Genomic DNA, 13,381 nt, shown 5'->3' on the forward strand with positions numbered 1-13,381 from the left:
GGACACCCAGAGGTACGTGCATGAGGCTTGCGCCACACGGCCCTCTTGGGGGGCATCACCCGCCCGCCACCTCGCTCGACGGCGGCTCCTTGCTGCCCGGGCGGGAGCGGACCTCGTCGGTGCACTCGTAGCGCCGCAGGGACCCGCCGACGGGGCCGCCGAGGATGACGGAGCCGTCGCCCTCCGCGGCCGCCGAGTCGGAGAAGGTGCACACCAGCTGGGCGAGGGAGTAGGAGGTGAGGCCGTCGGGCGGGGTGCTCAGGCGCAGGGCGTCCGCGGGGTCCGCGGGACGCGGTCCGCTCACCGTCATGCCGCCGCGCACGTCGGTGGTGTAGCCGGCCTCCTTCTCCGCGGGCGACGGCGTCGCGGCGAGCTCGTCCAGCAGCCCCTGGGCGACCAGCACACGCCGCTCGGAGTCCGCCGTACCGTCCGGGACGCGCACGGTCCGGTCGACGGCCACCAGCGACGAACCGCACAGCAGGAACACCTGCACCGGCAGCCCGCGCGAGGCCTGCGTGGAGATGTCCCGCTCGGCGAGGGAGCAGCGCACCCGGGAGGGTGCGGGGCCGAAGTCGGTCGGCACCTCGGTGGCCCGGATGCCGCACCCTGCGAGGAGCAGGGCGAGCACGGGGAGCGCCAGCACGCGGCGTACGTTCATCAGGCGTCCCCCTTGGCCTTCTCACCCTCGTCGGGCTCCTCCGTGAGCGGCGACGAGTCCCGTGGCAGCCGCAGTGTGAACACCGCGCCCCCCTCGGACGAGTTGGCGGCGGTGATCCCGCCGCCGTGGATGTGGGCGTTCTCCAGGGCGATGGACAGGCCCAGGCCGCTGCCCTCGGAGCGCGGCCGGGAGGCGCTGGCCTTGTAGAACCGGTCGAAGACGTGCGGCAGGACGTCCTCGGGGATGCCGGGCCCGTGGTCCCGTACCTCGATGACGACCTCCTCGTCGGCCTCCCGCACGACGATCCGCACCGGCGACCCCCCGTGCTTGAGCGCGTTGCCGACGAGGTTCGCGAGGATCACGTCCAGGCGGCGCGGGTCGAGGCGGGCGTGGATGCCGCGTTCGGCGTCCAGCTCCACCGCGTCCAGCCAGGCCCGCGCGTCGATGCACGCGGTGATCTGGTCGGCGACGTCGACGTCGTCGAGGACCAGCCGGGCCGTACCCGCGTCGAAGCGGGTGACCTCCATGAGGTTCTCGACCAGCTCGTTGAGCCGCCGCGTCTCGCTGACCACGAGCCGTACCGCCGGATCGACCATGGGATCGATGCCGCCCGACTCCAGCTCCTCCTCCAGCACCTCCGAGACGGCGGTGATGGCGGTGAGCGGCGTCCGCAGCTCGTGCGACATGTCCGCCACGAACCGCCGGGACGCGTTCTCCCGCGCGGCCATGTCGTCCACCCGCTTCTCCAGCGCCGCGGCGGCGTTGTTGAACGTCCGCGACAGATCGGCGAGTTCGTCGGTCCCGGACACCTGCAGCCGCGTGTCCAGCTTCCCCTCGCCGAGCCGCCGGGCGGCGACCCCCAGCCGGTGCACCGGCTTCAGCACGGTCGTGGAGGCCGCCTGCGCGAGCAGCGCGGAGCCGAGCAACGCCAGACCGGTGGCGATACCGAGCGACCAGGCGAGCGAGTTGAGGTCCTTGGCCTCCGGCTCCAGCGACTTGAGCATGTAACCGGTCGGGCCGCCGCCGATCACCTTGGTGCCGACCACCAGATACGGCGTGCCGTCGCTGACTATCCGCTGCCAGTACAGGTGGTACGCGTACTTGTTGGTCGAGGTGACCTTCTGCTCCTTGTTCACCGCCTCGCGCAGGGAGGCGGGCACGTCCTGGAGCGAGAACCCGTTCAGGGCACCGGAGTTGCCGTACACCGTCTTGCCGCTCTCGTCCGCGGCGACCAGCAGCACGCTGAAGCGCTGGCTGCTGTTCGCCATCTGGCCCGCCGTGTGCTGCAGTTCGTCCTGCGTGGGGCTCTGGGGCAGCGCGCCCGCGCGGTTCTGCATCTCCTGCTCGAAGTCGCGCAGCACCGCGTCCTGGGTACGGGTGAGCACCGCCTCGCGGTTGAGCCAGTAGGCGATGCCGGACGCGGAGACGGCGGCGGTCAGCGCCACCAGACCGAACACGACGACCAGCCGCAGCCGCAGGCTGGTGAAGCGCAGCCGTGACCAGGTTCCCCTGCGAGCCGCGGCCCAGCCGCGAACGCCTCCTTGCGCTTCGGTCACTGAGGACTGTCCAGCCGATAACCCACGCCCCGCACGGTACGGATCAGCGTCGGGGACGACGGCACGTCCTCGACCTTGGCGCGCAGCCGCTGGACACAGGCGTCCACCAGCCGCGAGTCGCCCAGGTAGTCGTGTTCCCACACCAGCCGCAGCAACTGCTGCCGGGACAGGGCCTGTCCGGGCCGCCGGCTCAGTTCGAGCAGCAGCCTCAGCTCGGTCGGGGTCAGCTGGAGGTCCTCGCCGTTCTTGGTCACGGTCATCGCCGCACGGTCGATGACCAGCGAACCGAACGAGGCCGCGTCGTTCGCCTCCCGCTCGCCGCGCCGCAGCACGGCCCGGATCCGGGCGTCGAGGACCCGCCCCTGAACAGGCTTGACGACATAGTCGTCGGCACCGGACTCCAGTCCGACCACCACGTCGATGTCGTCGCTGCGCGCGGTCAGCAGAATGATCGGCAGCTGGTCGGTGCGCCGGATGCGCCGGCACACCTCGAACCCGTCGATACCGGGCAACATCACGTCCAGCACGATGAGATCCGGCCGCTGCTCACGCAGCAGCTTCAGGCCGTCCTCGCCGGTGGCAGCGGTGGCAACCCGGTGTCCCTGGCGCGTCAGAGACAGCTCCAGGGCCGTACGGATGGCGTCGTCGTCCTCGATCAGCAACAGGGAAGGCACGGGGGTCATTCTGGCCCATGGCGGGGTGGGGCTGCGACACCTGTATTTCTCCGACCTCAACCTGTATCTCTACGCGCCGGTAACCCTCTTGTCTGTGTGGGGACTGTGCGACGCCCGGGAGCGGCATCCGAAGGGGGCCCTGTGACAGGTCTGTGACAGTCGGCGGACACGGCCATGAAGTGGCCCGGGCAAGATTTTGGTCACAGGCAAGGAAGCGGGACGCACAACCGAAACACCGGGAAGTCCACGACGGGGGGCGCGAGATGAACACGCTGCACGGCACCAGCACGAGCGCAGTGATCACGCGTCTGCACGACGTGAACGGGGGCCGGGGTTCCGAGAAGTCCGGTGCAGTGAGCGGGCGGGGGTGCGCTCGCGGCACCGGGCGTCAGCACACCGGTTACATGACGGTGGTTGACGGCTTCACGGGGGAAGCACACGGGGGAAGCGCGTACAGGGAGGACACGGGGGAGCGTCGGTCACTGTCGGAGGCGGAGTTCACCGCCTACGTCCAGGAGCGCCGCGCCTCCCTGTACGCAACCGCCTATCACCTCACCGGTGACCGCTTCGAGGCCGAGGACCTGCTGCAGAGCGCGCTGTTCTCGACCTACCGGGCGTGGGACCGGATCAGTGACAAGGCCGCGGTCGGGGGCTACCTCCGCCGCACCATGACCAACCTGCACATCAGCGCGTGGCGCCGCCGCAAGCTGAACGAGTACCCGACCGAGGAACTGCCGGAGACGCCCGGCGACACGGACGCGATGCGCGGCACGGAACTGCGCGCGGTCCTGTGGCAGGCGCTCGCCCGGCTGCCGGAACTCCAGCGCACCATGCTGGTCCTGCGCTACTACGAGGGCCGCACGGACCCGGAGATCGCCGAGATCCTCGACATCAGTGTCGGCACGGTGAAGTCCAGCATCTGGCGGTCGCTCCGCCGGCTGCGCGAGGACGAGGTCCTCAGCTTCGGCCGTGACGAGGAAAGCGCCTTTGGGGAGCTCGTCGCCTGAAGGTTGGGGGGAAGCAAGTAACGGGGGAGCAGTAACCGGGGAGGGGCCAACGGGGGTCACGGGGGACCCACGGGGGTCATGGGGGGCAACGGGGGACCCACGGGGGTGGGGGAAAGCACGGGGGAGCACCAAGGGAGCGGGACTGGAGGGCCGGGGAGTCCATCCAGTCCCGTTTTCGCGTGTACGGCGGCCCGCGTGTACGGCGGTCAGGGGGCCGAGATCAGCCCTGCGAGGCCGAAGCCGCCGCCGGACGGCGGCCCGCCGCGGCCGAGGCGAGGCGGCCCAGGGCCTCGTCCTTGTCGCAGGCGTGGGCGCCCAGGGCCGTCTGGCGGGCCACGATGGAGCGTTCGGCGCGCATCAGGCGCCAGCCGCGGCGCAGGAGGAAGGGCACCGACTTGCGGCCTTCCCGCAGGTCGCGGAGGAAGCGGCGGCGGAACGTGCGGACCGGGCCGCGGCTCAGGCACAGGGCGTCGGCGAGGACTCCGAGGTCCCGGCAGCGGGTGACGATCTCGGCGGCGAAGATGCCCTCCGCGATGAACAGGGGCGTGCGGCCCACCTCGACGGACTCCTCGCCGGTGCGGGCGCTCAGCGAGATGTCGTAGACCGGGATCTTCGTCCGGCCCGTGCGGCACAGGTCCACGATCGCTGCGATCGCCGTGTCCGCGTCCCAGGAGTCCGGGTGGTCCCAGTCGATGTCGGAGCTCCCGGCCACCAGCGGCAGCGTCGGGTCGTCGCCCTCCTTGTAGAAGTCGTCGAGCCGCAGGACCGGCAGGCCGGAGCGGGCGGCGAGGAGGGACTTGCCGGAGCCGGAGGGGCCGCAGAGCAGCACGACTCGCGTCGGTATGGGTGGTTGGGAGCTCACGGGACACCAGTCTGAGGCATTCACCTGCTGTTCAACGACCCCGCGGGTCGGCTTTGATGCGCGCGTCACACCTCAACTACCTTTCGTGTCGACCCGATTACCCTGTGCAAGTCGAGGCGAGTAGAAGGTGGCAGACACGATGGTCCGACACGCGTCCCTCCAGAACCCGACCGCCCGGCGTGCCCTGGTCGCCCTCGCGACCGCGGGCGTGGCCCTGGGAGCAGGCGCGGCGACGGCCGCCGCGGACACCGAGCCGGTCGTCGACGTGATGCGCACCCGCCCCACCTCACTCGGCAACGTCGACCCGCAGGCCGGCCTCCAGGCCCTCACCGCCACCGTCGGTTACGTCACCGGCCCGGTCGCCGGCCTCAAGCCCAACCCCTGGCCGGCACCGGCGTCGACCCGCTCGACAACGGCATCGGCACCCAGCTCGCCGACTTCCAGCCGCTGACCTCGCAGGCACTGACCGGGCCGGTCGCCCAGGCGCAGTCGATCGGGAGCATGCCGGTGGTCGGGCAGGTGACGGGGCTGCTGAGCCACTGAGGACGGCAGGCGAAGAGCCGCGCCTCCCCTGGACGGAGGGGAAGCGCGGCTCTTCGGTCTTCGGAGACGGCGGGGCCGGTCAGTACCCCGAGCCGGACGCGCCCAGCGAACCCGTCGGGTGCCAGACCGTCTTCGTCTCCAGGAACGCCGTCATGCGGTCGATGCCGGGCGTCGCCGACCAGTCGTCCACAGGCTGTGGACGAAGGACGCGCTTCAGGTTGTCGGCCGCCGCGATCTCCAGTTCCTTCGCCAGGCCGTCGTCGGTGCCGGCGCCGGCCAGATCGATCGCGTTGACGTCCTGGTGCGCCGCGAGGGGCGTCGCGATCTCCGCCGTACGGCCGGAGAGGACGTTGACGACTCCGCCGGGCAGGTCGGAGGTGGCCAGCACCTCGCCCAGGGACAGGGCCGGGAGCGGGGACTTCTCGCTTGCGATCACGATCGCCGTGTTGCCGGTCGCGATGACCGGGGCGAGGACCGAGACCAGACCCAGGAAGGACGACTTCTGGGGGGCCAGCACGGTGACCACGCCCGTCGGCTCGGGGGACGAGAGGTTGAAGTACGGGCCGGCCACCGGGTTGCCGCCGCCGACCACCTGGGCGATCTTGTCGGTCCAGCCCGCGTACCAGACCCAGCGGTCGATCGCCGCGTCCACCTGCTCGGTGGCCTTCGACTTCGACAGGCCCTCCGCATCCGCGACCTCGTGGACGAACTGCGCCCTGCGGCCCTCCAGCATCTCCGCGATGCGGTACAGGATCTGGCCGCGGTTGTACGCGGTCGCGCCGGACCAGCCGCCGAACGCCTTGCGGGCCGCCACGACGGCGTCACGGGCGTCCTTGCGGGAGGAGAGCGGCGCGTTGGCCAGCCACTTGCCCTTCGAGTCCGTCACCTCGTACACCCGGCCGCTCTCGGAACGCGGGAACTTCCCGCCGACGTACAGCTTGTAGGTCTTGAACACACTGAGACGGTCAGACATCGAGGTACGCCTCCAGGCCGTGGCGACCGCCCTCGCGGCCGAAGCCCGACTCCTTGTAGCCGCCGAACGGCGAGGTCGGGTCGAACTTGTTGAACGTGTTGGACCAGACGACGCCCGCACGGAGCTTGTTCGCCACCGCGAGGATGCGGGAGCCCTTCTCGCTCCAGATGCCGGCGGAGAGGCCGTACTGGCTGTTGTTGGCCTTGGCGACCGCCTCGTCCGGCGTGCGGAAGGTGAGCACGGACAGGACCGGGCCGAAGATCTCGTCGCGGGCGATGGTGTGCGCCTGGGTGACGTTCGTGAACAGCGTCGGGGCGAACCAGTAGCCGGAGGACGGGAGTTCGCAGGCCGCGGACCAGCGTTCGGCGCCCTCCGCCTCGCCCGCCTCGACGAGCGTCGTGATCCGGGAGAGCTGCTCGGCGGAGTTGATCGCGCCGATGTCCGTGTTCTTGTCCAGCGGGTCGCCGAGGCGGAGGGTCGACAGGCGGCGCTTGAGGGAGTCCAGCAGCTCGTCCTGGATCGACTCCTGGACCAGGAGCCGGGAGCCGGCGCAGCAGACCTGGCCCTGGTTGAAGAAGATGCCGCTCACGATGCCCTCGACGGCCTGGTCGATCGGGGCGTCGTCGAAGACGATGTTGGCGCCCTTGCCGCCGAGTTCGAGGGTGACCTTCTTCCTCGTGCCCGCCACCTGGCGCGCGATGGCCTTGCCGACCGCCGTGGAGCCGGTGAAGGCGACCTTGTTCACGTCCGGGTGCTCGACGAGAGCCGCGCCCGTGGCGCCGTATCCCGGAAGGATGTTGACGACGCCCTTGGGCAGGCCCGCCTGTCGGCAGATGTCCGCGAAGAACAGGGCGGACAGGGGGGTCGTCTCGGCGGGCTTCAACACCACGGTGTTGCCGGTCGCGAGCGCCGGGGCGATCTTCCAGGCCAGCATCAGGAGCGGGAAGTTCCAGGGGATGACCTGGCCCGCCACGCCGAGCGGCCTCGGGTTCGCGCCGAAGCCGGCGTGGTCGAGCTTGTCGGCCCAGCCCGCGTAGTAGAAGAAGTGCGCGGCGACCAGGGGGAGGTCGGCGTCGCGGGTCTCCTTGATGGGCTTGCCGTTGTCCAGGGTCTCCAGGACGGCCAGTTCGCGGCTGCGTTCCTGGATGATCCGGGCGATGCGGAACAGGTACTTCGCGCGCTCGGAGCCGGGCAGTGCCGACCACTTCTCGAAGGCCTTGCGGGCGGCCCTGACCGCGCGGTCGACGTCCTCGGTGCCGGCCTGGGCGATCTCGGACAGCACTTCCTCGGTGCTCGGCGAGACCGTCTTGAAGACCTTGCCGTCGGCTGCCTCGGTGAACTCGCCGTCGATGAACAGGCCGTAGGACGGCGCGATGTCGACGACGGAGCGGGACTCGGGGGCGGGTGCGTACTCGAACACGGGTGTCTGCTTTTCCATGGTCATGGGGTCTCAGTCCACCGTCACGTAGTCGGGGCCGGAGTAGCGGCCTGTGGCCAGCTTCTGACGCTGCATCAGCAGGTCGTTCAGCAGCGAGGAGGCGCCGAAGCGGAACCAGTGGTTGTCCAGCCAGTCCTCGCCCGCGGTCTCGTTGACCAGAACGAGAAACTTGACGGCGTCCTTGGTGGTGCGGATCCCGCCGGCCGGCTTCACGCCGACCTGTACCCCGGTCTGGGCACGGAAGTCACGCACGGCCTCCAGCATCAGGAGGGTGTTCGCCGGGGTCGCGTTGACGGCGACCTTGCCGGTGGACGTCTTGATGAAGTCGGCGCCGGCGATCATGCCGAGCCAGCTGGCGCGGCGGATGTTGTCGTACGTCGACAGCTCGCCCGTCTCGAAGATGACCTTCAGGCGGGCCGACGCCCCGCAGGCCTCCTTCACGGCGACGATCTCGTCGTACACCTTCATGTAGTTCCCCGCGAGGAACGCCCCGCGGTCGATGACCATGTCGATCTCGTCGGCGCCTGCCGCGACCGCGTCCCGGACGTCCGCCAGCTTCACGGAGAGCGCGGCGCGGCCGGCCGGGAAGGCGGTGGCGACCGAGGCGACCTTCACCGAGGAGCCGGCGACGGCCTCCTTGGCGGTGGCCACCATGTCGGGATACACGCAGACCGCGGCCGTGGCGGGGGCCGTACGGTCGGTCGGGTCGGGGCGGACCGCCTTGGCGCCGAGTGCCCGGACCTTGCCCGGGGTGTCCGCGCCTTCCAGCGTCGTCAGATCGACCATCGAGATCGCGAGGTCGATCGCGTACGCCTTCGCGGTCGTCTTGATGGAACGGGTGCCGAGCGAGGCGGCGCGCGCCTCCAGGCCGACCGCGTCGACGCCGGGCAGCCCGTGGAGGAAGCGGCGCAGCGTGCTCTCGGAGGCCGCCACGTCCGTGAGGGTGTGTGCAGTGGTGGGCATGGTCACCAGACGAGCATATCTACGCGCGTAGCAGCTGTACACCCCGGCAGACATATCAGGTGCTCATCCGGTACGGCGGCACCGCGTACGAGTCCCGCCGGGGGCTTCGGGCAGAATCGGGCCCATGACGACTCCGGAACCCCAGTCATCGGCGCCGCAGCCCTCGGCGCCCCAGTCGCCGGACCGGATCTATCGGTCGCCCGCGGCCATGGCCGGCGGTTTCCTGCTGCTCGGCATCGCCGGCTGGCTCGGCATCGACGCGATCGTCTCCGGAGAGGGCCGCACGCCCTGGCTGGCGCTCGCCGCGCTGATCCTCCTGGTGCCGCTGGTGGTGGCCTTCACGCTGCGGCCCGCCGTGTTCGCCAACCAGGAACGGCTGCGCATCCGGAACCCGTTCCGGGTGATCGTGCTGCCGTGGGGGCAGATCGAGGCGCTGCGCTCGGGCTATTCGAACGAGGCGGTCGCCGCCGGCCGGAAGTTCCAGCTGTGGGCCGTTCCCGTGTCCTTGCGCGGCCGGAAGAAGGCGGCGCGGCGGGAGGAGCGGCGCGGTGCGGACGGCGCCGGGCGGGGTGGCGCGTTCGGCGGCGGACTCTCCGGGCTGTCCGGGGCCGGGGGGATGCTGGGCGGCGGCAGGACCGCGGTGCCGGACGGGCCCGTACGGGCCGAGACCGACCGGATCATGGACGAGCTGCGGGAACTCCAGGAGGCCCAGGCCCAGGCCAAGTCGGAGGCGGCGCAGGGCGAGGTGACTGTGCGGTGGGCCTACGAGGTCGTGGGGCCCGCGGTGGCCGGGGCGGTGCTGCTGGCGATTCTGATCGCGACGGGCTGAAGGGCGGCCCTTAGGCACTCGCTGACGCTCACGGCGCCCCGTGCCACACCAGGGCCGTGCGCGCCTTGACGTGGGCCGAGCCTGCCGCCGCCGTTCGGCGGGGCGAGGGCGCTGTAAAGGTGGGATGAGCGGGGCAGGTGCCGGGCCAGGGGAGGAGCCAGGGGGAAGGCGGGAGGCGGAAGCGAGCCCGGGGGGAAGCAAGGCCCCGGCTGCCCGGCGCGATCGCCGGCCGGACCCCCGTGAACGGCGGCGGGGCGGCTCCGGGCCGGCTCGGTGGGGGCGAATCCGGTGAATCCGGTTCGCCGTTGTCCGGAGGGTGGGGCGGGGTGCGGAGGCCGCGTCGAGCCGCCTGGGGAAATCGCCCGGCGGGGTGCCCCTGGGTTTCCTCCGGAGCACCCCGCCGTGTGGGTCACATCGGTCGCGTACCGGTCGGGTATGGCTCAGATGCCCGCCGCCGTCGACAGGTCCCGTTTGATCGTCGCCAGCAGGTCCGTCGCCTTTGCGCGGGCCGCCGGGAGATCGGCGTGCGCGGCGACCGGGACGACGACCTCCAGGTAGCACTTGAGCTTCGGCTCCGTGCCGCTGGGGCGGACGACGACCCGGGCGCCGTCGAGCGTGTAGCGCAGGCCGTCGGTGGGCGGGAGGGTGTCCGTGCCCTGCGTGAGGTCCTCGGACCTGGTGATCGGCAGGCCCGCGAGCCGGGTCGGGGGCTGCTCGCGCAGGCGTCGCATCGCGGCGGCGATGACCGACAGGTCCTCCACGCGGACCGAGAGCTGGTCGGTGGCGTGCAGGCCGTGCTCGACCGCGATGTCGTCCAGGAGGTCGAGGAGGGTGCGGTTCTCTGCCTTGAGGGTGGAGGCGAGTTCCGTCATCAGGAGGGCGGCCGTGATGCCGTCCTTGTCCCGTACGCCGTCCGGGTCCACGCAGTAGCCGAGGGCCTCCTCGTAGCCGTAGCGCAGGCCCTCGACGCGGGCGATCCACTTGAAGCCGGTGAGGGTCTCCTCGTACGGCAGGTTCGCCTTCTCGGCGATCCGGCCGAGGAGGGACGAGGAGACGATCGACTCCGCGAAGGTGCCGCGGGCTCCGCGGGCGACCAGGTGGGTGGCGAGGAGGGTGCCGACCTCGTCGCCGCGGAGCATCCGCCAGTCGCCGGCGTCCTTGACCGCGACTGCCAGGCGGTCCGCGTCCGGGTCGTTGGCGATGATCAGGTCCGGGTCGGTCTCGCGGGCCTTCGCGAAGGCGAGGTCCATCGCGCCGGGCTCTTCCGGGTTGGGGAACGCGACGGTCGGGAAGTCCGGGTCCGGGTCGGCCTGCTCGGCGACGAGGACGGGCTGCGGGAAGCCGGCCCGGGCGAAGGCGGCGAGGAGGGTCTCCTTGCCGACGCCGTGCATCGCCGTGTAGACCGTGCGGGCCGTGCGGGGGGAGCCGGGGGCGAGGACGGCGTCCGTGCGGGCGAGGTAGGCGTCGAGGACGGCGTCGTCGAGGGTCTCCCAGCCGGTGGTGGGGCGGGGGACGGTGGTGAGGGACGCGACGGCGTCGATCTCGGCCGCGATCTCGGCGTCCGCCGGGGACACGATCTGGGAGCCGTCGCCGAGGTACACCTTGTAGCCGTTGTCGCGGGGCGGGTTGTGGCTGGCGGTGACCTCCACGCCGGCGATCGCGCCGAGGTGCCTTATGGCGAACGCCAGGACGGGGGTGGGGAGGGGGCGGGGGAGGACGGCCGCGCGCAGGCCCGCTCCCGTCATCACGGCGGCGGTGTCCTCGGCGAAGGCGGCGGACTTGTGGCGGGCGTCGTAGCCGATGACGACGACTCCGTCGGTGTGGCCGTTCTTCTTCAGGTACGCGGCGATACCGGCGGCCGCGCGGATGACGACCGTGCGGTTCATGCGCATGGGTCCGGCGCCGAGCTCGCCTCTGAGGCCCGCCGTGCCGAACTGGAGGGTGCCGCTGAACCGTTCGGCGAGTTCGGCGACGTCCTTGGCGTCGATCAGCTCGGCGAGTTCCGCACGGGTGTCCGTGTCGGGGTCCTCGGTCAGCCATGCCTTGGCTCGCGCGATGAGATCGTCGTGCACGTTCGGTCAACCTCTCGTTTCGGTTCGCTTGTGGCCGCGGGACGGGTTTTCTCGCCCCGCCGCCCCTACCCGTCCCATCCCCAGGGGCTCCGCCCCTTCGACCCCGCTGGGGGCTGCGCCCCCAGACCCCCATCGGCCCGAAAGGCCTCGTCCTCAAACTCCCCCAGAGGGGGGACCCCCGGACGGGCTGAGGGGTGCGGGCCGGTGCTTGATTGTGTACGCCGGACGGGCTGCTGGTCCCGCACCTCTTGAGTGACCGAGTCGGGTGGTGAGTGGGCGAGGGCCGGGGGTCAGGGGGCGGAGCCCTCTGGTGCCGTCACTACAGCCGGCCCAGGACCTGGGCCAGCAGTGAGCCCATCCGCGTGGCCGAGTCGCGGCCCGCCTGGAGGACCTCCTCGTGGTTCAGGGGCTCGCCCGTCATGCCGGCCGCGAGGTTCGTCACCAGGGAGATGCCCAGGATCTCGGCGCCCGCCTCACGTGCCGCGATGGCTTCGAGGACCGTCGACATGCCCACCAGGTCCGCGCCGATGACCCGGGCCATGCGGATCTCCGCGGGGGTCTCGTAGTGCGGGCCGGGGAACTGGGCGTAGACGCCCTCCTCCAGCGTGGGGTCGATCTCCTTGCACAGGGCGCGCAGGCGCGGCGAGTACAGGTCGGTGAGGTCGACGAAGTTCGCGCCGATGATGGGGGAGGTCGCCGTGAGGTTGATGTGGTCGCTGATCAGCACCGGCTGGCCGGGACGCATGCCTTCGCGCAGGCCGCCGCAGCCGTTGGTGAGGACGATCGTCTTGCAGCCGGCGGCGACGGCGGTACGGACGCCGTGCGCGACGGCGGCGACCCCGCGGCCCTCGTAGTAGTGGGTGCGGCCGAGGAAGACCAGGGCCCGCTTCGCACCGATCCGGTACGAGCGGATCTTGCCGCCGTGGCCCTCGACCGCCGGCGGCGGGAAGCCGGGCAGCTCGGTGACCTGGAACTCGGCGTCGGGAGCACCGAGGGCGTCGACGGCCGGCGCCCAGCCGGAGCCCATCACGAGGGCGACGTCGTGGGTCTCGGCGCCGGTCAGTTCGCGCAGGCGCGCGGCGGCGGCGTCGGCGGCGACCCTTGGATCATTGGGTGCGGCGCCCTGGATGTCGTCCGGAAGAAGAGATGCGTTCACGCCGATGAGGGTAGCCGGTCGAGGCCTACGCGCGTAGATGACAGAGCTCACGGGATGGCGATCGTTGTCTTGTCGTTTCCGACCGGTCCGCGCCCCCGGGGTCCGACGAATCGGGCGCCCCGGCGAGCTCAGCAGGGGCGCTTCCGCAGCTCCATCACATAGTCGTGCGGCGCGCCCGCCGACTCCGCCGCGTCGGCGATCTCGCCCAGATAGCGGGCCGAGGGCAGACCGCCCTCATAGCCGTTGAGGACGTACACCCAGGCCGGCTCCTGGCCCTCCATGGTGTGTACGCGCACCCGCATCCGGCGGTAGATGTCGAGGCCGACGCCCTCCCAGCGGTCCATCGAGTCCTCGTCCAGGGGCGCGAGGTCGTACAGCGCGACGAAGACCTGGGCGCCCGGCGCCTCGACGATCGTCGCGAGTGCGCCCTCCCAGCCCAGGTGCTCGCCGCCGAAGGTCAGCCGCCACCCGTTCAGCCAGCCCGTCGCACGCAGCGGCGAGTGCGGGGCGCGGCGGGTCATCAGCCGCGCGTCGAGGTTGCCGGCGTACCCGGCGTAGAGCGACATGCGTCGAGGGTACGGCAGCCGTTTCACGCGCATCTGCGGTCACGGACGTAACAGATGGGCCTCCCTGTCGCCCCCGGGGCGGTG

Annotated in this window: 12 protein-coding genes and 1 pseudogene; 3 read left to right on the forward strand and 10 right to left on the reverse strand. The window is 71.4% G+C overall.

Going from position 1 to position 13,381, the window contains the following annotated elements; genetic code table 11:
• Window positions 1-55: 55 nt before the first annotated feature.
• From QFZ76_RS32025 to afsQ1, 3 genes are read right to left on the reverse strand one after another with little or no spacing between them, the layout of a single operon-like run.
• Window positions 56-658 carry a hypothetical protein gene (locus QFZ76_RS32025; RefSeq protein WP_307676955.1) on the reverse strand — a complete coding sequence of 201 codons (603 nt, stop codon included), beginning with the start codon at window positions 656-658 and terminating at the stop codon, window positions 56-58.
• On the reverse strand, window positions 658-2,214 hold the full coding sequence (locus tag QFZ76_RS32030; RefSeq protein ID WP_307676956.1) for a HAMP domain-containing sensor histidine kinase: 1,557 nt from the start codon (window positions 2,212-2,214) through the stop codon (window positions 658-660). The genes QFZ76_RS32025 and QFZ76_RS32030 overlap by 1 nt, the downstream gene beginning before the upstream one ends.
• Window positions 2,211-2,888: a two-component system response regulator AfsQ1 gene (gene afsQ1 / locus QFZ76_RS32035; protein ID WP_161300939.1), complete on the reverse strand. Its 678-nt coding sequence runs from the start codon at window positions 2,886-2,888 to the stop codon at window positions 2,211-2,213. Before afsQ1 ends, QFZ76_RS32030 begins: the two co-directional genes overlap by 4 nt.
• Window positions 2,889-3,151: 263 nt before the next feature.
• On the opposite strand from afsQ1, the gene QFZ76_RS32040 reads away from it, so the two are divergent.
• Window positions 3,152-3,895, forward strand: a complete 744-nt coding sequence (locus tag QFZ76_RS32040) for a SigE family RNA polymerase sigma factor (protein ID WP_266434546.1) — start codon at window positions 3,152-3,154, stop codon at window positions 3,893-3,895.
• 220 nt (window positions 3,896-4,115) lie between these two features.
• On the opposite strand, the gene QFZ76_RS32045 is transcribed toward QFZ76_RS32040, so the two are convergent.
• On the reverse strand, window positions 4,116-4,826 hold the full coding sequence (locus QFZ76_RS32045) for a uridine kinase (RefSeq protein WP_373464379.1): 711 nt from the start codon (window positions 4,824-4,826) through the stop codon (window positions 4,116-4,118).
• A 70-nt stretch (window positions 4,827-4,896) separates the two neighbouring features.
• On the opposite strand from QFZ76_RS32045, the pseudogene QFZ76_RS32050 reads away from it, so the two are divergent.
• Window positions 4,897-5,300, forward strand: a pseudogene (locus QFZ76_RS32050) (hypothetical protein).
• 79 nt (window positions 5,301-5,379) lie between these two features.
• Here the strand turns inward: QFZ76_RS32050 and QFZ76_RS32055 are convergent.
• From QFZ76_RS32055 to deoC, 3 genes are read right to left on the reverse strand one after another with little or no spacing between them, the layout of a single operon-like run.
• Window positions 5,380-6,273 (reverse strand): aldehyde dehydrogenase family protein, encoded by an 894-nt coding sequence (locus tag QFZ76_RS32055; RefSeq protein WP_307676958.1) that lies wholly within the window; start codon window positions 6,271-6,273, stop codon window positions 5,380-5,382.
• The gene (locus QFZ76_RS32060) at window positions 6,266-7,711 is read right to left on the reverse strand and encodes an aldehyde dehydrogenase family protein (RefSeq protein WP_307680192.1); all 1,446 of its coding nucleotides are present in this window, start codon (window positions 7,709-7,711) and stop codon (window positions 6,266-6,268) included. Before QFZ76_RS32060 ends, QFZ76_RS32055 begins: the two co-directional genes overlap by 8 nt.
• Window positions 7,712-7,723: 12 nt before the next feature.
• Window positions 7,724-8,674, reverse strand: a complete 951-nt coding sequence (deoC, locus tag QFZ76_RS32065; RefSeq protein WP_307680193.1) for a deoxyribose-phosphate aldolase — start codon at window positions 8,672-8,674, stop codon at window positions 7,724-7,726.
• A 124-nt stretch (window positions 8,675-8,798) separates the two neighbouring features.
• Between deoC and QFZ76_RS32070 the strand changes: the two genes are divergently transcribed.
• A complete protein-coding gene (locus QFZ76_RS32070) occupies window positions 8,799-9,503 on the forward strand; it encodes a PH domain-containing protein (RefSeq protein WP_307676959.1) in 705 nt (234 codons plus the stop codon).
• 440 nt (window positions 9,504-9,943) lie between these two features.
• Here QFZ76_RS32070 and QFZ76_RS32075 read toward each other — a convergent pair whose 3' ends face one another.
• The 3 genes from QFZ76_RS32075 to QFZ76_RS32085 form a co-directional block, all read right to left on the reverse strand.
• Entirely contained in the window at window positions 9,944-11,575 is a 1,632-nt protein-coding gene (locus QFZ76_RS32075; protein ID WP_307676960.1) for a phospho-sugar mutase, read from the reverse strand.
• 319 nt (window positions 11,576-11,894) lie between these two features.
• The gene (locus QFZ76_RS32080; protein WP_307676961.1) at window positions 11,895-12,731 is read right to left on the reverse strand and encodes a purine-nucleoside phosphorylase; all 837 of its coding nucleotides are present in this window, start codon (window positions 12,729-12,731) and stop codon (window positions 11,895-11,897) included.
• 128 nt (window positions 12,732-12,859) lie between these two features.
• Window positions 12,860-13,297: a gamma-glutamylcyclotransferase gene (locus QFZ76_RS32085; RefSeq protein WP_307676962.1), complete on the reverse strand. Its 438-nt coding sequence runs from the start codon at window positions 13,295-13,297 to the stop codon at window positions 12,860-12,862.
• Window positions 13,298-13,381 lie beyond the last annotated feature (84 nt).

This window comes from Streptomyces sp. V4I2, assembly GCF_030817655.1.
Taxonomy (GTDB): domain Bacteria; phylum Actinomycetota; class Actinomycetes; order Streptomycetales; family Streptomycetaceae; genus Streptomyces; species Streptomyces plumbiresistens.

Excerpts from the sequence above, each read along its gene's own strand:
- QFZ76_RS32040 (WP_266434546.1), top strand. The coding sequence starts at position 3,152 with ATGAACACGCTGCACGGCACCAGCACGAGCGCAGTGATCACGCGTCTG.
- QFZ76_RS32070 (WP_307676959.1), top strand. The coding sequence starts at position 8,799 with ATGACGACTCCGGAACCCCAGTCATCGGCGCCGCAGCCCTCGGCGCCC.
- deoC (WP_307680193.1), bottom strand. The coding sequence starts at position 8,674 with ATGCCCACCACTGCACACACCCTCACGGACGTGGCGGCCTCCGAGAGC.
- QFZ76_RS32060 (WP_307680192.1), bottom strand. The coding sequence starts at position 7,711 with ATGGAAAAGCAGACACCCGTGTTCGAGTACGCACCCGCCCCCGAGTCC.
- QFZ76_RS32085 (WP_307676962.1), bottom strand. The coding sequence starts at position 13,297 with ATGTCGCTCTACGCCGGGTACGCCGGCAACCTCGACGCGCGGCTGATG.
- QFZ76_RS32055 (WP_307676958.1), bottom strand. The coding sequence starts at position 6,273 with ATGTCTGACCGTCTCAGTGTGTTCAAGACCTACAAGCTGTACGTCGGC.
- QFZ76_RS32025 (WP_307676955.1), bottom strand. The coding sequence starts at position 658 with ATGAACGTACGCCGCGTGCTGGCGCTCCCCGTGCTCGCCCTGCTCCTC.